This window comes from Enterobacter sp. 61D5 (assembly GCF_034107965.1).
Taxonomy (GTDB): Bacteria; Pseudomonadota; Gammaproteobacteria; order Enterobacterales; family Enterobacteriaceae; genus Enterobacter; species Enterobacter cloacae_M.
The window spans coordinates 88,567-105,273 of the sequence record NZ_JAWNFK010000025.1 but is presented as its reverse complement, the minus strand read 5'-3'; the positions used below and the strand labels follow the sequence as shown (position 1 = coordinate 105,273).

15 protein-coding genes are annotated in these 16,707 nt (G+C 56.7%); 8 read left to right on the top strand and 7 right to left on the bottom strand.

Translation table 11 applies throughout. The annotated features are described in order from the left end of the window. Window positions 1–18: 18 nt before the first annotated feature. The 3 genes from fdhF to UTM25_RS21020 all read left to right on the top strand — a co-directional run bounded on the left by fdhF (window position 19) and on the right by UTM25_RS21020 (window position 3,436). A complete protein-coding gene (gene fdhF / locus UTM25_RS21030; RefSeq protein WP_194401624.1) occupies window positions 19–2,166 on the top strand; it encodes a formate dehydrogenase subunit alpha in 2,148 nt (715 codons plus the stop codon). Between the two features lie 321 nt (window positions 2,167–2,487). After that, window positions 2,488–2,607, top strand: a complete 120-nt coding sequence (locus tag UTM25_RS21025) for a Hok/Gef family protein (RefSeq protein WP_194401625.1) — start codon at window positions 2,488–2,490, stop codon at window positions 2,605–2,607. 154 nt (window positions 2,608–2,761) lie between these two features. Beyond that, a complete protein-coding gene (locus tag UTM25_RS21020; RefSeq protein ID WP_029740746.1) occupies window positions 2,762–3,436 on the top strand; it encodes a tetratricopeptide repeat protein in 675 nt (224 codons plus the stop codon). 80 nt (window positions 3,437–3,516) lie between these two features. On the opposite strand, the gene gltP is transcribed toward UTM25_RS21020, so the two are convergent. After that, window positions 3,517–4,830: a glutamate/aspartate:proton symporter GltP gene (gene gltP, locus UTM25_RS21015; protein WP_194401626.1), complete on the bottom strand. Its 1,314-nt coding sequence runs from the start codon at window positions 4,828–4,830 to the stop codon at window positions 3,517–3,519. Window positions 4,831–5,253: 423 nt separating this feature from the next. On the opposite strand from gltP, the gene acs reads away from it, so the two are divergent. The 3 genes from acs to actP all read left to right on the top strand — a co-directional run bounded on the left by acs (window position 5,254) and on the right by actP (window position 9,251). Continuing rightward, window positions 5,254–7,212 (top strand): acetate--CoA ligase, encoded by a 1,959-nt coding sequence (acs, locus tag UTM25_RS21010; protein ID WP_023310066.1) that lies wholly within the window; start codon window positions 5,254–5,256, stop codon window positions 7,210–7,212. Between the two features lie 78 nt (window positions 7,213–7,290). Further along, window positions 7,291–7,605 (top strand): DUF485 domain-containing protein, encoded by a 315-nt coding sequence (locus UTM25_RS21005; protein WP_023310065.1) that lies wholly within the window; start codon window positions 7,291–7,293, stop codon window positions 7,603–7,605. Beyond that, window positions 7,602–9,251 (top strand): cation/acetate symporter ActP, encoded by a 1,650-nt coding sequence (gene actP, locus UTM25_RS21000; protein ID WP_047653091.1) that lies wholly within the window; start codon window positions 7,602–7,604, stop codon window positions 9,249–9,251. Before UTM25_RS21005 ends, actP begins: the two co-directional genes overlap by 4 nt. A 32-nt stretch (window positions 9,252–9,283) precedes the next feature. Here actP and UTM25_RS20995 read toward each other — a convergent pair whose 3' ends face one another. Further along, window positions 9,284–9,973: an LrgB family protein gene (locus UTM25_RS20995; RefSeq protein WP_023310063.1), complete on the bottom strand. Its 690-nt coding sequence runs from the start codon at window positions 9,971–9,973 to the stop codon at window positions 9,284–9,286. Continuing rightward, complete coding sequence (locus UTM25_RS20990; RefSeq protein WP_021242769.1) at window positions 9,966–10,376, bottom strand: CidA/LrgA family protein; 411 nt, start codon at window positions 10,374–10,376, stop codon at window positions 9,966–9,968. Before UTM25_RS20990 ends, UTM25_RS20995 begins: the two co-directional genes overlap by 8 nt. A 102-nt stretch (window positions 10,377–10,478) precedes the next feature. Here UTM25_RS20990 and UTM25_RS20985 point away from each other — a divergent pair, with 102 nt between their 5' ends. Then, window positions 10,479–11,366, top strand: coding sequence for a LysR family transcriptional regulator (locus tag UTM25_RS20985; RefSeq protein ID WP_194401627.1), 888 nt, complete (start codon window positions 10,479–10,481; stop codon window positions 11,364–11,366). A 75-nt stretch (window positions 11,367–11,441) separates the two neighbouring features. On the opposite strand, the gene UTM25_RS20980 is transcribed toward UTM25_RS20985, so the two are convergent. The 4 genes from UTM25_RS20980 to soxR all read right to left on the bottom strand — a co-directional run bounded on the left by UTM25_RS20980 (window position 11,442) and on the right by soxR (window position 16,280). After that, window positions 11,442–13,088, bottom strand: coding sequence for a Na+/H+ antiporter (locus tag UTM25_RS20980; RefSeq protein WP_023334184.1), 1,647 nt, complete (start codon window positions 13,086–13,088; stop codon window positions 11,442–11,444). A gap of 150 nt (window positions 13,089–13,238) precedes the next feature. Beyond that, the gene (gene ghxP, locus UTM25_RS20975) at window positions 13,239–14,588 is read right to left on the bottom strand and encodes a guanine/hypoxanthine transporter GhxP (RefSeq protein WP_029740208.1); all 1,350 of its coding nucleotides are present in this window, start codon (window positions 14,586–14,588) and stop codon (window positions 13,239–13,241) included. 294 nt (window positions 14,589–14,882) lie between these two features. Beyond that, on the bottom strand, window positions 14,883–15,554 hold the full coding sequence (locus tag UTM25_RS20970; RefSeq protein WP_194401628.1) for a glutathione S-transferase family protein: 672 nt from the start codon (window positions 15,552–15,554) through the stop codon (window positions 14,883–14,885). 267 nt (window positions 15,555–15,821) lie between these two features. Next, complete coding sequence (soxR, locus tag UTM25_RS20965; RefSeq protein ID WP_194401629.1) at window positions 15,822–16,280, bottom strand: redox-sensitive transcriptional activator SoxR; 459 nt, start codon at window positions 16,278–16,280, stop codon at window positions 15,822–15,824. A 98-nt stretch (window positions 16,281–16,378) separates the two neighbouring features. Between soxR and soxS the strand changes: the two genes are divergently transcribed. Beyond that, window positions 16,379–16,705: a superoxide response transcriptional regulator SoxS gene (gene soxS / locus UTM25_RS20960; RefSeq protein WP_013095071.1), complete on the top strand. Its 327-nt coding sequence runs from the start codon at window positions 16,379–16,381 to the stop codon at window positions 16,703–16,705. Window positions 16,706–16,707 lie beyond the last annotated feature (2 nt).

Genomic DNA, 16,707 nt, shown 5'->3' with positions numbered 1-16,707 from the left:
ATTAACTGGAGCAGACTGATGAAAAAAGTCGTCACGGTTTGCCCTTATTGTGCCTCAGGTTGCAAGATCCACCTGGTGGTCGATAACGGCAAAATCGTCCGGGCAGAGGCCGCACAGGGGAAAACCAACCAGGGCACGCTATGCCTGAAAGGTTACTACGGCTGGGATTTTATTAACGATACCCAAATCCTCACCCCGCGCCTGAAAACCCCTATGATCCGCCGCGAGCGCGGCGGCAAGCTGGAAGCCGTCTCCTGGAGCGAGGCGCTGGATTACGTCGCCACGCGTCTGAGCGCCATCAAGGCCAAGTATGGCCCGGATGCAATTCAGACCACCGGCTCTTCACGCGGGACGGGGAATGAAACCAACTATGTGATGCAAAAATTCGCGCGCGCCGTTATTGGAACCAATAACGTCGACTGCTGCGCTCGCGTCTGACACGGCCCATCGGTTGCAGGTCTGCACCAGTCGGTCGGTAACGGCGCAATGAGTAATGCCATCAACGAGATAGATAACACCGATCTCGTCTTCATCTTTGGCTATAACCCGGCGGATTCTCACCCTATCGTCGCGAACCATGTTATTCGCGCTAAGCAGAACGGGGCGAAAATCATCGTCTGCGATCCGCGCAAAATTGAAACCGCGCGCATTGCGGATATGCACATCGCGTTGAAAAACGGCTCGAACATCGCGCTGTTGAACGCAATGGGGCACGTCATTATTGAGGAGAACCTGTACGACCAGGCATTTGTCGCGACCCGTACGGAAGGTTTTGAAGAGTATCGAAAAATTGTCGAAGGCTATACGCCAGAGTCGGTGGAAACAATCACCGGCGTCAGCGCGCAGGAGATCCGCCAGGCGGCACGGATGTATGCCGGGGCGAAAACCGCTGCCATCCTGTGGGGAATGGGCGTGACTCAGTTCTATCAGGGCGTGGAAACCGTGCGTTCTCTGACGAGTCTCGCGATGCTGACCGGCAATCTGGGTAAAGCGCATGTCGGCGTCAACCCGGTACGTGGGCAGAATAACGTCCAGGGCGCCTGCGATATGGGCGCACTGCCGGACACCTACCCGGGCTACCAGTACGTGAAGTTCCCGGAAAACCGCGAGAAATTCGCAAAGGCCTGGGGCGTGGAAAGCCTGCCGGAACACACCGGATATCGCATCAGCGAGCTGCCGCACCGCGCAGCGCACGGCGAAGTGCGTGCGGCCTACATCATGGGTGAAGATCCGCTTCAGACCGACGCCGAGCTGTCTGCTGTACGCAAAGGGTTTGAGGATCTGGAGCTGGTGATTGTCCAGGATATCTTCATGACCAAAACCGCGGCGGCGGCGGATGTGATTTTACCGTCGACCTCCTGGGGCGAGCATGAAGGCGTCTACACGGCGGCAGACCGCGGCTTCCAGCGCTTCTTTAAGGCGGTCGAGCCGAAGTGGGACCTGAAAACGGACTGGCAGATCATCAGCGAAATCGCCACCCGCATGGGCTACCCGATGCACTACAACAACACTCAGGAGATCTGGGACGAATTGCGCAATCTGTGTCCGGACTTCTACGGTGCAACCTATGAAAAAATGGGTGAGCTGGGTTACATCCAGTGGCCGTGCCGGGATGAGTCCGAAGCCGACCAGGGGACGTCATACCTCTTTAAAGAGAAGTTCGACACCCCGAACGGGCTGGCGCAGTTCTTCACCTGCGACTGGGTCGCGCCGATCGATAAACTCACCGACGAGTATCCGATGGTACTCTCCACCGTGCGTGAAGTGGGCCACTACTCCTGCCGTTCGATGACGGGTAACTGCGCCGCGCTGGCGGCGCTGGCGGACGAACCGGGCTACGCGCAAATCAACACCGCCGACGCGCAGCGCCTTGGAATTGAGGACGAAGCGCTGGTGTGGGTGAATTCGCGCAAAGGCCGGATCATTACCCGTGCGCAGGTCAGCGATCGTCCGAACAAAGGGGCGGTCTATATGACCTACCAGTGGTGGATTGGCGCCTGTAACGAGCTGGTCACGGAGAACTTAAGCCCGATAACCAAAACGCCGGAGTATAAATACTGCGCCGTACGCGTGGAGCCGATTGCGGATCAGCACGCAGCGGAACAGTATGTCATTGACGAATATAACAAGCTGAAAGCCCGACTGCGCGAAAGCGCAATGGGTTGAAGCCGTTAATTCATCAGTGAATAAAGGGAGTGAGATATTCACTCCCTTTTTATTTCCGATTAACTCATCAAACATATCAATTATTATTCTGGAAAGCGGCTCGCAGAAATAATGTAATTTTCGCGAAAAAGAATTACATCTTTGCATTTTAATTCAGGGGGATAAGATGTGCGGCGGGTGCTTAAGACTTTCTGTCTTGAGCATTGTTGAGGGACAGAAAGTAGAAAGCCCCGGGAAATTTTCATTTACCCGAGGCTACTCCCTCAACTCCGACAAGTTGAGAGTAGCCTCTTATTCTTTTTTTGACAAGGAGTAAAAGGCATGACGCCATTAAAAACTGCGTTAAGCATCGTCTTTATTATTTGCCTGACGATAGTGATCTTTACCTTTATTACTCGCGGCAGGCTCTGCGAGTTTTCAATAAAGAGTGAGCATCAGTAGGTGGCGGCTAAATTAGCCTGTAACGCAGGCTAACCTCTACGGGCGGAACAACGGTTCCGCCCGGCTTGCAGGATGCTGAGGTCTTAATGCACCCATTTTTTTCTTCTGTCGCCGCGATTATACTGCGCGGCGTGTACCCCGATGATAAGAACCCATGAAACATATTTTTCTGTTGTTGTTACTTTTTACATCGCTTGTCCGTGCCGACGAGATTGGCAGCCAGTACAAAGAACAGGCTGAAGCGGGTGACGCCCGTGCCCAGTATTATTTGGCCGACACATACTTTAGCTCCGGTGACAGCAAGCAGGCCGCGCTGTGGGCCGAGAAAGCCGCTAAAGGTGGCGATGTCGACGCTATGGGGCTGCTCTCGCAAATCCTCTTTACCCAGGGAAATTATGCGCAAGCTAAGGCGCTGGCGCAGCAGGCAACCATCGCAGGCAGCAAACGCGGCGCGATCATGCTGGCGCGCGTGCTGGTCAACACTCAGGCAGGTAAAACTGACTATCCTCAGGCCATCAAACTGCTGCAAACGGCGGCCGAAGATATCGACAACGACTCTGCGGTAGATGCGCAAATGCTGCTGGGGCTGATTTATGCCAACGGCGTTGAAGTGGCCCAGGACGACGTGCAGGCCGCCTCGTGGTTCAAGCGGAGCTCGGCACTTTCACGCACGGGCTACGCCGAATACTGGGCAGGGATGTTGTTCAGGCAGGGTGAGAAAGGCTTTATCACGCCCAATAAACAGAAAGCGCTGTACTGGTTGAACCTGAGCTGTACTGAAGGGTTTGATACCGGATGCGAAGAGTTTGATGCGCTGAGCGGAGAGTAAAGTGCCGGGTGGCGGCTTCGCCTTACCCGGCCTACAAAACCCGTAGGCCCGGTCAGCGCAGCGCCACCGGGCTTAGGATGTTACTGGTCGGCCGTCTTATCAAAACGACCCAGCACCTCGCGTTCATACGCCAGCGCTTTTTTACGATCGAACTTGTGTTCCCACTTGGCGATAACCAGCACCGCCAGGGCATTCCCCACCACGTTCAGCGCGGTACGCGCCATGTCGAGGATACGGTCGACACCGGCGATAAACGCCAGACCTTCCAGCGGAATACCGACGCTGCCGAGCGTCGCCAGCAGCACTACGAAGGAGACGCCCGGTACGCCTGCAATACCTTTGGACGTCACCATCAGCGTCAGCACCAGCACGATCTCCTGCCACAGCGACAGATCAATGCCGTACAGCTGCGCAATAAAGATAGCAGCGATACTCTGATACAGCGTCGAACCGTCCAGGTTAAAGGAGTAGCCGGTCGGTACCACGAAGCTGGTAATAGAGGCAGGCGCGCCGTAGGCTTCCATCTTCTCAATGATGCGCGGCAGCACGCTCTCAGAACTTGCCGTGGAGTACGCCAGAATCAGCTCATCTTTCAGGATGCGAATCAGGATCCAGATGCTCAGCCCGCACAGACGCGCCACGATCCCCAGCACCACCAGCGCGAAGAACAGAATGGCGAAGTGAACCAGGAGCACCAGCTTCGCCAGCGGCCACAGGGAGGCAAAACCGAAGTTCGCCACGGTCACCGCGATAAGCGCAAACACCCCTATCGGCGCGTAACGCATCACCATGTGGGTCACTTTGAACATGGTTTCGGAGATAGAGCGGAACACGGTCACCAGCGGCTCACGGTGCGTCGCCGGCAGGGAAGAGAGCCCCAGACCAAACAGCACAGAGAAGAAGATGATAGGCAGCATCTCGCCCTTCGCCATCGACGCCACGATGTTGGTCGGCACCAGCGACAGGATAGTGCCCATCAGACCATGCGCATGGCTCTGCACGTCAGCGGTCGTACTTTGGTATTTCGAAATATCCACCGTGGCCAGCTGCGACATATCGATCCCGGAACCCGGCTGGAACACGTTCGCCAGCGTGATACCGAGGATAATCGCAACCGTAGTGATCACTTCGAAATAGATAATGGTTTTCGCGCCAATACGGCCTAACTGCTTCGCATCGCCGACGCCTGCAATACCGACCACCAGCGTCGAGATCACAATCGGCACCACAATCATCTTGATCAGATGAATAAAGATATCCCCTGCCGGAGAGAGCAGGTTCGCAATCAGCCATTCGCGGCTGTCGCTATGATAGTGGAGGTAACTGCCCAGCAAAATGCCCAGCACAAGGGCGATTAAGATCTGCCAGGCAAGGCTGACTTTAACGTTTTTCATAGAAACTGACTTCCTCAATGAAGCGCCTTATTCACTCAAACTGCATGAACAGGGAGACATACTGAAAGGGTATGAATTGTGTTGCGTTGGTTTATGGGATTTTTTAACGCGGCGTATGAGTATCATTTGCGCGACCTGTTGCGCAAGCCTTAAAGAACGACGCGTTTCACTCACAAAAGCGACGATGACGGGAGTTTGTTCTAATTCTGATAAATAACCTTTTGTTATAAAAACGCTTTTTTAAACATAAATGTGAATAATCGTCAGCATCAATTATTTTCCTTCAAAGTTTCATTCGCTCATTTTTCATACTCTTCAAACAATGCGTGATCTGTAGCCCAAATAATAAACAAAGCTTGTAAAGCCCCTACAATTAACGTTTTTGCGACATATTATTAACATCTTACAAGGAGAAAAAAAGCCATGAGCCAAATACATAAACACGACATTCCCGCAAATATTGCGGACCGTTGCCTGATCACCCCGGAGCAGTACCACGAGAAATATCAGCAGTCTATCACCGCCCCGGACACCTTCTGGGGTGAGCAGGGCCATATCCTGGACTGGATCAAACCTTATCAGAAGGTGAAGAACACCTCCTTTGCGCCCGGCAATGTCTCCATTAAATGGTATGAAGATGGCACCCTGAACCTGGCGGCGAACTGCCTCGATCGTCATCTCGCCGAGCGCGGGAACGAGACGGCCATCATCTGGGAAGGCGATGATGCCTCGCAAAGCAAACATATTACGTACAAAGAGCTGCACCGCGACGTGTGCCGCTTCGCCAACGTCCTGCTTGAAAAGGGCATTAAAAAAGGCGATGTGGTCGCTATCTATATGCCGATGGTGCCGGAAGCGGCGGTGGCCATGCTGGCCTGCGCGCGTATCGGTGCGATCCACTCGGTGATTTTCGGCGGGTTCTCGCCAGAGGCGGTTGCGGGCCGTATTGTCGATTCCAGTTCAAAACTGGTGATCACCGCCGATGAAGGCGTGCGCGCCGGGCGCGGTATCCCACTGAAGAAAAACGTCGACGAAGCGCTGAAAAACCCGAACGTCAAAACGGTCAGTAACGTTATCGTCCTTAAGCGTACCGGCGGCAAAATCGACTGGAACGAGGGGCGCGACCTGTGGTGGAGCGACCTGATTGAGAACGCGAGCGACCAGCATCAGCCGGAAGAGATGAACGCAGAAGATCCGCTGTTCATTCTTTATACCTCCGGCTCCACCGGTAAGCCGAAAGGCGTGCTGCACACCACCGGCGGCTATCTGGTCTATGCGGCCACCACCTTCAAATACGTCTTCGACTACCATCCGGGCGACATCTACTGGTGTACCGCCGACGTGGGCTGGGTTACCGGACACAGCTACCTGCTGTACGGCCCGCTGGCCTGTGGCGCAACAACGCTGATGTTTGAGGGCGTACCAAACTGGCCGACCCCGGCGCGTATGTGTCAGGTGGTCGACAAACACCAGGTCAACATTCTCTACACCGCGCCAACGGCGATCCGCGCATTAATGGCGGAAGGCGATAAAGCCATCGAAGGCACTGACCGCTCTTCATTGCGCATCCTCGGTTCCGTGGGTGAGCCAATCAACCCGGAAGCCTGGGAGTGGTACTGGAAGAAAATCGGTAACGAGAAATGCCCGGTGATGGACACCTGGTGGCAGACCGAAACCGGCGGCTTCATGATCACCCCGATGCCGGGCGCCACGCAGCTGAAGGCCGGTTCCGCAACCCGTCCGTTCTTCGGCGTGCAGCCTGCGCTGGTGGATAACGAAGGCAACCCGCTGGAAGGCGCCACCGAAGGCAACCTGGTGATCACAGACTCCTGGCCGGGTCAGGCGCGTACCCTGTTCGGCGATCACGATCGCTTCGAGCAAACCTACTTCTCGACCTTTAAAAACATGTACTTCAGCGGCGACGGCGCGCGTCGTGACGAAGATGGCTATTACTGGATAACCGGGCGCGTGGACGACGTGCTGAACGTCTCCGGCCACCGTCTGGGCACCGCTGAGATTGAATCGGCGCTGGTGTCGCATCCGAAGATTGCCGAAGCCGCCGTGGTCGGTATTCCGCACAACATCAAAGGCCAGGCGATTTACGCCTATGTCACCCTGAACCACGGCGAAGAGCCGTCGCCTGAGCTCTACGCTGAGGTGCGCAACTGGGTGCGTAAAGAGATTGGCCCGCTGGCGACGCCGGACGTGCTGCACTGGACCGACTCGCTGCCGAAAACCCGTTCCGGCAAAATTATGCGTCGTATCTTGCGCAAAATCGCGGCTGGAGACACCAGCAACCTCGGCGATACTTCAACGCTCGCGGATCCCGGCGTGGTGGAAAAACTGCTCGAAGAGAAGCAGGCCATCGCGATGCCATCGTAACCCCCTCACCCTAACCCTCTCCCTCAAGGGAGAGGGAACAATAAAACCTCCCCTACAAATACTTCTGGAGACTCTGTGATGAATAACGATATTTGTCAGCAGATAGAGAATAGTGCGCACTACAGGGAGCTCGTCGATAAGCGGCAACGGTTTGCCTTCATCCTTTCCATCATCATGCTGGTTATCTACGTCGGCTTTATTCTGCTGATCGCCTTTGCCCCGCACTGGCTGGGCACCCCGCTGCACGAGGGGACCAGCGTGACGCGCGGTATCCCGATTGGTATTGGCGTGATTGTGATTTCATTCTTGCTGACAGGCGTCTACGTCTGGCGCGCGAACGGTGAATTCGATCGACTTAATAAAGCGGTACTGCAAGAGGTAAAAGCATCATGAAGAGAGTTCTGACGGCGCTCGCCGCCACGCTTCCCTTTGCCGCCCACGCGGCGGATGCCATTACCGGCGAGGTCCAGCGCCAGCCAACCAACTGGCAGGCCATTGTGATGTTCCTGATTTTCGTCCTGCTGACGCTGTACATAACTTACTGGGCGTCGAAACGCGTGCGCTCCCGTAACGATTACTACACCGCTGGCGGCAACATTACCGGCTTCCAGAACGGACTGGCGATCGCGGGTGACTTTATGTCCGCCGCCTCTTTTCTCGGGATCTCCGCGCTGGTGTACACCTCCGGCTATGACGGCCTGATTTACTCCCTCGGCTTCCTCGTCGGCTGGCCGATCATCCTGTTCCTGATTGCCGAGCGCCTGCGTAACCTGGGCCGCTATACCTTCGCAGACGTGGCATCCTATCGCCTGAAGCAGGGGCCGATTCGCACCCTCTCCGCCTGCGGTTCGCTGGTGGTGGTGGCGCTGTACCTGATTGCGCAGATGGTGGGCGCGGGTAAATTGATCGAACTGCTGTTCGGCCTGAACTACCACGTCGCGGTGGTGCTGGTTGGCGTGCTGATGGTGATGTACGTCCTGTTCGGCGGCATGCTGGCAACCACCTGGGTGCAGATCATCAAAGCGGTATTGCTGCTGTTCGGCGCCAGCTTTATGGCCTTTATGGTGATGAAGCACGTCGGGTTCAGCTTCAATAACCTGTTCACCGAAGCGATGGCAGTCCACCCAAAAGGGGAAGCGATCATGAGCCCGGGCGGGCTGGTGAAAGACCCGATATCCGCGCTCTCGCTCGGTCTCGGCCTGATGTTCGGTACCGCGGGCCTGCCGCATATCCTGATGCGTTTCTTCACCGTGAGCGATGCGCGTGAAGCGCGCAAGAGCGTCTTTTACGCCACCGGTTTCATGGGTTACTTCTATATCCTCACCTTTATCATCGGCTTTGGCGCGATCATGCTGGTGGGGGCGAACCCGGCGTTTAAAGACGCGGCGGGCGCGCTGATTGGCGGTAACAACATGGCGGCGGTGCACCTGGCCGACGCGGTTGGCGGTAACCTGTTCCTCGGCTTTATCTCCGCCGTGGCCTTCGCCACCATTCTTGCGGTGGTTGCAGGGCTGACGCTGGCAGGCGCGTCTGCGGTATCGCATGACCTCTACGCCAACGTCTTCCGCAAAGGCGCGAGCGAGCGCGACGAGCTGAAGGTCTCGAAAATCACCGTGCTGGTGCTGGGCGTTGTCGCGATTCTGTTAGGCATTCTGTTCGAGAAGCAGAACATCGCCTTTATGGTGGGGCTGGCCTTCTCGATTGCGGCAAGCTGTAACTTCCCGATCATCCTGCTCTCCATGTACTGGTCGAAACTGACCACGCGCGGCGCGATGATTGGCGGCTGGCTGGGGCTGCTGACGGCGGTGATCCTGATGATTCTGGGCCCGACCATTTGGGTGCAGATCCTCGGTCACGCAAGCGCTATCTTCCCGTATGAATACCCGGCGCTGTTCTCTATCGCCGTGGCGTTTATCGGTATCTGGTTCTTCTCGGCCACCGACAATTCGCCGGAGGGTAACCTGGAGCGTGAGAAATTCCGCGCCCAGTTTATCCGTTCACAAACCGGCCTGGGCGTTGAGCAGGGCCGCGCGCACTAAACCTTTCTCCCCGGTCATTCTGGCCGGGGAGCTTAAAACATCACCCACGCCACCAGCGGGGCAATTAGCACCATCACTACGCCTGAGAGCATCATCACCAGGCTCGCGACGACGCCCTCCTGCTGCCCCAGCTCATACGAACGTGCCGTGCCCGCCCCGTGCGACGCCGCGCCAAACCCTGCCCCTTTTGCCATCCCTTCCCGGATAGAAAGCCGCAGAAAAAGCATATCGCCGACCGCCATCCCAAAGACGCCCGTCACCACCACAAACAGCGCCACCAGATCCGGCTGCCCGCCGAGCGGTTTAGCGGCCGCCAGCGCAAACGGCGTGGTTACCGAACGCACCGCCAGGCTGCGCTGAATTTCATCGGGCAGCGTAAACAGCCGCGCCAGCCAGACGGAGCTACACACCGCAACCACCGTGGCGGTGATGACGCCCGCGCTGAGCGACATCCAGTGGCGTTTGATAATCGCCAGGTTGTCGTAAACCGGTACGGCAAAAGCGATGGTCGCCGGGCCGAGCAGCCACAGCAGCCAGTGGGATTCGCCAATGTAGTTCTGCCAGGAGATGTGGCCGAAGACCAGCATCAGCACCAGCAGGATCGGCGTGAAGACCAGCGGCATCAGCGGCAGGGCATGAAAGCGGCGATACAGTCGCTTGTTGGCAAAGTAGATCGCCAGCGTCGCAATCAGGCACAAGACGCTGATCTGAAAATTAGTCATGTTTGTGCCTGCTGATTTCAAAGCGATACACTTTATCCACCACCCAGGCGGTCGCCCCCAGCACCATCAGCGTACTCAGCGCGATAACCGCAAAGATTCGCCAGCCGTCCACCATCAGCAGCTGCGCATAGTTCACCACCGCCACCACCGCCGGAACAAAGAACAGCAGCATCTCCGCCAGCAGCCAGCGCGCCCCGGCGCGCACCCAGTTAAGGGGGATCACGCGGCACAGAATAAGCGTCAGCATCAGCAGCATCCCGACAAGATTGGCTGGCAGCGGCAGATGCAGCCAGCCGACAAGATATTCCGCGAAAACAAACAGTCCCGCGTAGAGCAGTACCTGCACCGGGACCTGGAGTCGTTGCACAACGGCAGGCGTAACACGGCTTAACGCCACGGCCATGGGGGTTTTCCTCAAAAATGAGACGAGGCGCCAGTATAGAGAGCGCACGGTATGGACTGAAATGAATTAAAATCATCAAAGGTATAGTTTCGAGGAATAATCATGGACATAAGAACGCTGCGCTATTTTGTCGAAGTGGTTCGCCAGCAAAGTTTTACCCGCGCAGCGGAGAAGTTGTTTGTTACCCAGCCCACCATCAGCAAGATGCTGAAAAACCTCGAAGATGAACTGAACTGTACCCTGCTGATCCGCGACGGGCGCAAGCTGCTGCTAACCGACACCGGACGCGTGGTGTTCGAACGCGGGCTGGCGATTCTGGCGGAGTTTCGCCAGCTGGAAGCAGAGCTGGGCGATATCAATCATCTGAAGAAAGGTGTCCTTCGCCTCGGCATTCCGCCAATGGTGGGGATGATGATGGCCGGGCCGATTAGCCTGTTTCGCCAGCGTTATCCCGGCGTTGAGCTGAAGATTTCGGAGTTTGGTGGGTTAACCGTCCAGCAGGCCGTCACCAACGGCGAGCTCGACGTGGCAATGACCGCCCTTCCCGTTGAGGAAGAGAGCGGTCTGGCGACGCTTCCGCTCTTTAGCCACCCGCTGTGCGTGCTGGTTCCCCGCTCCGGCGACTGGCTGAAGTTAGACTCGGTGAGACCTGAACTGCTCGGCGAGCACCCTCTGCTGATCTACAACGAAGACTTCGCTCTCAGCCGCCAGCTGATGACGCTGTTTAACCAGCATAACGTCAAGCCGCGCATAGCGGTGCGCAGCGGACAGTGGGATTTCCTGGCGGCGATGGTGCAGGCCGGCGTGGGGATTGCCATTCTGCCGCAGCCTATCTGCGAGCGTCTGGATAAAAACACGCTGCGCTGGATCCCGCTGGAGAGCGACCTGCACTGGCAGCTGGGGATGATCTGGCGTGAAGGGGTGTATTTATCGCAGAGCGCGCAGGCGTGGCTGCAGTGTTGTGAGGAGTTTTGGGTGCCCTCACCCTAACCCTCTCCCACAGGGAGAGGGAACCGATCGAGCACGTAGGCCCGGTAAGCGCAGCGCCACCGGGCAAAAACAGCGCTACTGATTCTCTATCAACAGCGCTTCCAGCAGGTCCAGATCGTGCAGCAGCTTTTGCAGCGTTTCGTTGCTGATCTGCCTCGTGGCGCGCAGATGGTACAGCTCGGCACGCTCTGAGCGCAGCGCCGCCAGGCGGAACCGGCGCTCCAGGTTCTCCTCCTGCAGCGAGCTTTCCACATCGTTACGCCCGTCCGCGCGGCGGCGCAGGTTACCAATAACGCGGGAACTGACCTCTGTCAGCAGCTGATTGTCGATGTTCTCTTCCGCATCCGCTGCCAGACGCTCTTCCATCTTCTGAATCGCGACAATTGCCACTTCGGCGGTCGCCGCCCGGGCAATACGCTCCTCTTTATGCTGCTGGGTCGAATCACCGGCATCAATATGCTGGAGTAAAATCGGCAGCATAATCACGCCGACAAACAGGGAGAAGAGAATCACGCCCGCCGCCAGGAAGACCAGCTCGTAGCGCGCCGGGAAGACATCGCCCGTAGGCAGCAGCAGCGGAATGGAGAGCACACCGGCAAGGGTGATTGCCCCGCGGACGCCGGCAAAGGAGGCAATCAGCAGCTCACGCGTTGTCCAGGAGCCGAACTCCATCGGCTTTTTCTTCAGGAAGCGTACGCTGAAGTTTTTCATCGTCCACAGCCAGCCGAAACGCACCAGCATCAGCGCCAGGTAGATCAGCACGACGTCGGTAAACAGCATCCAGACCTCAACGTTCGGGTCGGCTTCGGCCGCCACCAGCGAGGATTCCATAATGCCCGGCAGCTGCAGGCCCAACAGCAGGAACACCATGCCGTTAAAGACAAATTCCAGCATGGCCCAGGTGCTGTTTGCACGCAGGCGCATGGCCAGCGGCGCGCGGCGCATTACGCCGGAACGGGTAATGGTCATCCCCGCCGCAACCGCTGCCAGAATGCCCGACACGCCGATATGTTCGGCAATCAGATAAGAGGCAAACGGCAGCAGGAACAGCAGTACGATCTGCGTTGCGGGCTCATCGCCGCCCCAGCGGCTGAGGAAGCGCAATGAGCGGCCGTACAGCCAGCTAACCACGAAGCCTGCGAGAATACCGCCAATCGCCACCTTGAAGAATTCCAGCGTCGCGCCGCCGACGGTAAAGACCATCGTGCCCATCGCAACGGCCACGGCAAACTTCAGGGCAACCAGGCCGGAGGCGTCGTTCATCAGCGCCTCACCCTGTAAAATCCCCATGATTTTCTTCGGAATTCGGCCTTCACCCACAATGCCGGACAGCGCCACGGCATCGGTTGGCGACAGCACGGCGGCCAGCGCGAAAGCCGGTATTAATGGAATACCCGGTACCGCCCAGTAGATCAGAAAACCAATCCCGACGACGGTGACCACCACCAGCGCCAGCGCCAGGCCGAAGATTTCGCGCCCGTGCTCAAGGAATTCGCGCGTGGGCGTTTTCCAGCCATCGGCAAACAGCAGCGGCGGGATAAACAGCACGAGGAACAGTTCGGGGTCAAATTCCACGTGCAGGCCAAACGTCGGCCACGCCAGCAGCGCGCCGATGGCAATTTGCATTAATGGCAGGGGGACCTGAAAGGGCAGTACGCGTGTAACCACCCCGGATAGCGAGACCACAAGGGTCATGATGAGTATTGTGAAGAAAATTTCCATGCGTTCCCTGTTTACTGTGTTGCTTATGTACTCCGGAAGGCGTCGTGCCTTTTATTCTATCTTCCCCAGAGTAACGCAAAAGGCAACGGGATGAGTCCTGAAAATAAAAACGGGCGGCCTGAGCCACCCGTTTTCGCATCAAAGGACAACTTAGATTGCCCAGCCGCCCGCGTAGAACGCCACCAGCGCAACGGCGATAACAACGGTGCCAACGTTCAGCTTGCGCCATTCGCCGGAAACCAGACGACCAATCACCAGCGACGCGAAGCCGATCATAATGCCGGTCACGATGTTACAGGTCAGCACGATGAAGACCGCGGTAATCAGGCCAGACATGGCGTCAACGAAATCTGCAAAGTCGATTTTCGCCACGTTGCTCAGCATCAGCAGGCCAACGTACATCAGCGCTGGCGCGGTCGCATACGCCGGAACCAGATAGGAGAGCGGAGAGAGGAACAGGATCAGCATGAACAGCACGCCGACGGTGATCGCCGTCAGGCCGGTTTTACCGCCTGCCGCCGTACCCGCCGCGGATTCGATGTACACCGCCGCAGGCGCCGCGCCCACCAGGCCAGAGAAGACGCTGCTCAGGGAGTCAGTGGTCAGCGCTTTGCCGCCGTCAATAATCTGACCGTCTTTATCCAGCAGGTTCGCCTGACCGGCCACCGCACGAATGGTACCGGTCGCGTCAAACACGGCGGTCATGACCAGCGCCAGCACGCTTGGCAGGATCACCGGGTTCAGCGCGCCAACGATATCCAGGCTGCCAATCAGGGAGTTACCTTTGTCATCGCTCAGCGACGGCATAGCGAAGATACCGGAGAAGTGTACGGTCGGATCGAAAATCAGGCCGACAATAGAAACGCCGATAATGGTCAGCAGAATGCCGCCCGGCACCTTCAGTTTTTCCAGACCGATAATCACCGCCAGACCGATCAGCGACATGATCACCGGGAAGCTGGCGAAGTGGCCCAGCGCTACCGGCAGACCGTCCAGCGGGTTCTTGATGACCAGACCAACGCCGTTGGCGGCGATCAGCAACAGGAACAGGCCGATACCGATGCCGGTACCGTGCGCCACGCCCTGCGGCAGGTTGCGCAAAATCCAGCTACGGATGCCGGTCGCCGAAATCACGGTAAACAGCACACCCATCAGGAACACGGCACCCAGCGCAACCGGTACGCTGATGTGCTGACCCAGCACCAGGCTGAACGCGGTAAACGCGGTCAGAGAGATGGCGCAACCAATCGCCAGCGGCAGGTTCGCCCACAGGCCCATCACGATGGAGCCCACGCCGGCCACGAGGCAGGTCGCCACAAAGACGGCCGCTGGCGGAAAGCCAGCTTTGCCCAGCATGCCCGGCACAACGATGACGGAATAAACCATCGCCAGAAACGTTGTCAAACCGGCAACAATTTCCTGGCGCACGGTGCTTCCGCGGGCCGAAATTTTAAACATGGCGTCAAGTGAACCGCCAGTCCGCGCAGATGGCGTAGACATAGAAAACATCCCCTGAGAGTTTTTTAGGAAGTCCGTAAGCGAGGTGGAGACGCCACTGCCAGCTGAACGTCAAATCCTTGTGTTGCGTTTGTGACGAAAGGGCGTCACAAAAAAAGCAAACGTTTAGCTCCGCGCTTACAAACGGGTGGTCAAATTAAGGCAAACGATTATCTAGCGTAATCCCTGCCCTTTTCAACTGAACTTTCTCGTTTTTCGCTAAAATTCACTTATGACGCTGAAGAAATAAACAGAGGATGCGCAAACGTTATCGTCTATGCGCAATTTGTTTACATTTCAGTCCTCACCGGGAATAGATAACGGTCCACCTTGTTCCAGGGTTCTTTGCCAGCCAGGGCTGTTCTCAACTTTTGCCTTCCATGCCTGAATATGCGGCAGATTAGCGATACCGCCGCGTGCCAGCAGGGCAAAGATCGGGAAGCTCATCTGAATATCGGCCATGCTGAGCGTATCCCCGGCAAACCAGCTGTTTTCGGCAAGATGTGATTCAATAAAGCGCGCATGGGTCTCCAGCTGACGGTTGAGATACGCTTTCTGCACCCCCTGCCCCAGCGCTTTGCCCAGGGTTCTGATACCAAACGGCACCGGCGGCTTGCCGAGGCTGTTGAAGACCAGCTTCATTAACAGCAGCGGCATCAGCGATCCTTCGGCGTAATGCAGCCAGAAGCGGTATTGCACCTTATGCGCGGGATCCAAAGGCTTAAGCCGCGACTCGGCATCGTACGTTTCCTGCAGATATTCCAGAATGGCGCCAGACTCCGCAAGGATCAGCCCGTTATCTTCGATAACCGGTGATTTACCCAACGGATGCACCTTTTTGAGAGCCTCCGGCGCCAGCATGTTCTTTTCGCGCTGGTAGTGAACGATCTCATAAGGCAGGCCGAGTTCTTCCAGCGCCCAGATCGCGCGGTGCGAGCGCGACTGGTTAAGGTGGTGTACCGTGAGCATGGCTTTCTCCTGTTATTCATACTTTTTAACTATAGAAAATTGAACAACACCGCGAAAAAAATTCGTCTAAAAAACGGTCGGTGAGGCTGGCGAAAAAACGGGTCTTGCATAGAATTAAAGTGTCAGCACAATCCGGAACCTCCCCAACCAGCTCGACACTGAGGGGTGCTGATGTCGGGGGAAACCCTCCCGTGAACCAGCGGGATAGAGTGAAAGACAAAGACCGGGAAAAACTAAAGCGCCCTTATGTGGCGCTTTAGTTCTTTATTAATCCTCTTCCAGCAGCCGCGCCCCCGTCCCCTGCTCGCCCAGCCTGTCGCCAGGGTTACGCAACGGACAATCGCTACGCGACAGACAGCCGCAGCCGATGCAGCCATCCAGCTCATCACGCAGGACGACCAGCGTATGAATACGCCGGTCCAGCTCTTCACGCCACTGGGAAGACAGCTCTTTCCACTCTTTCGGGCTGAGCGTATGCCCTTCAGGCAGCACGCCAAACGCCTCGCCGATGGTGGCCAGGGGGATTCCGATTCGTTGCGCAATTTTGATAATCGCCACGTAGCGGAGCACGTCTCGGGTATAGCGGCGCTGGTTGCCGCCGTTGCGGATGCTTTTAATTAACCCTTTGCTTTCATAGAAGTGGAGCGCCGATACCGCAACGCCGCTTCTCTTTGCCACTTCGCCGGGGGTTAACAGCGTTTTAATTCGCGGCAATCTCTTTTCCATAAAACCTCTTTACCTCAAGTTAACTTGAGGAATTATACTCGCCCGCAGAGAAAACGACGAATTAACCGAGATAGTTGTATCTACAGAGGGGCAACCTTATGTCGCATCAGCAGATTATTCAGACGCTTATTGAATGGATTGATGAACATATCGACCAACCGTTGAACATTGATGTGGTCGCGAAAAAGTCGGGCTATTCGAAATGGTATTTACAGAGAATGTTCCGCACGGTCATGCATCAGACGCTGGGCGAATACATTCGCCAGCGCAGACTGCTGCTGGCGGCACAGGCGCTACGCTCAACGCAGCGGCCCATTTTTGATATCGCGATGGACCTTGGCTATGTGTCGCAACAAACCTTTTCCCGCGTGTTTCGCCGCGAGTTTGACCGCACGCCGAGCGACTATCGCCACCAGTTGAATTAATC

Bases quoted from the DNA above. Each gene is read 5' to 3' on its own strand.
- UTM25_RS21025 (WP_194401625.1), top strand. From the start codon at position 2,488: ATGACGCCATTAAAAACTGCGTTAAGCATCGTCTTTATTATTTGCCTG.
- UTM25_RS21020 (WP_029740746.1), top strand. From the start codon at position 2,762: ATGAAACATATTTTTCTGTTGTTGTTACTTTTTACATCGCTTGTCCGT.
- gltP (WP_194401626.1), bottom strand. From the start codon at position 4,830: ATGAAAAACGTTAAAGTCAGCCTTGCCTGGCAGATCTTAATCGCCCTT.
- acs (WP_023310066.1), top strand. From the start codon at position 5,254: ATGAGCCAAATACATAAACACGACATTCCCGCAAATATTGCGGACCGT.
- UTM25_RS21005 (WP_023310065.1), top strand. From the start codon at position 7,291: ATGAATAACGATATTTGTCAGCAGATAGAGAATAGTGCGCACTACAGG.
- actP (WP_047653091.1), top strand. From the start codon at position 7,602: ATGAAGAGAGTTCTGACGGCGCTCGCCGCCACGCTTCCCTTTGCCGCC.
- UTM25_RS20995 (WP_023310063.1), bottom strand. From the start codon at position 9,973: ATGACTAATTTTCAGATCAGCGTCTTGTGCCTGATTGCGACGCTGGCG.
- UTM25_RS20990 (WP_021242769.1), bottom strand. From the start codon at position 10,376: ATGGCCGTGGCGTTAAGCCGTGTTACGCCTGCCGTTGTGCAACGACTC.
- UTM25_RS20985 (WP_194401627.1), top strand. From the start codon at position 10,479: ATGGACATAAGAACGCTGCGCTATTTTGTCGAAGTGGTTCGCCAGCAA.
- UTM25_RS20980 (WP_023334184.1), bottom strand. From the start codon at position 13,088: ATGGAAATTTTCTTCACAATACTCATCATGACCCTTGTGGTCTCGCTA.
- ghxP (WP_029740208.1), bottom strand. From the start codon at position 14,588: ATGTCTACGCCATCTGCGCGGACTGGCGGTTCACTTGACGCCATGTTT.
- UTM25_RS20970 (WP_194401628.1), bottom strand. From the start codon at position 15,554: ATGCTCACGGTACACCACCTTAACCAGTCGCGCTCGCACCGCGCGATC.
- soxR (WP_194401629.1), bottom strand. From the start codon at position 16,280: ATGGAAAAGAGATTGCCGCGAATTAAAACGCTGTTAACCCCCGGCGAA.
- soxS (WP_013095071.1), top strand. From the start codon at position 16,379: ATGTCGCATCAGCAGATTATTCAGACGCTTATTGAATGGATTGATGAA.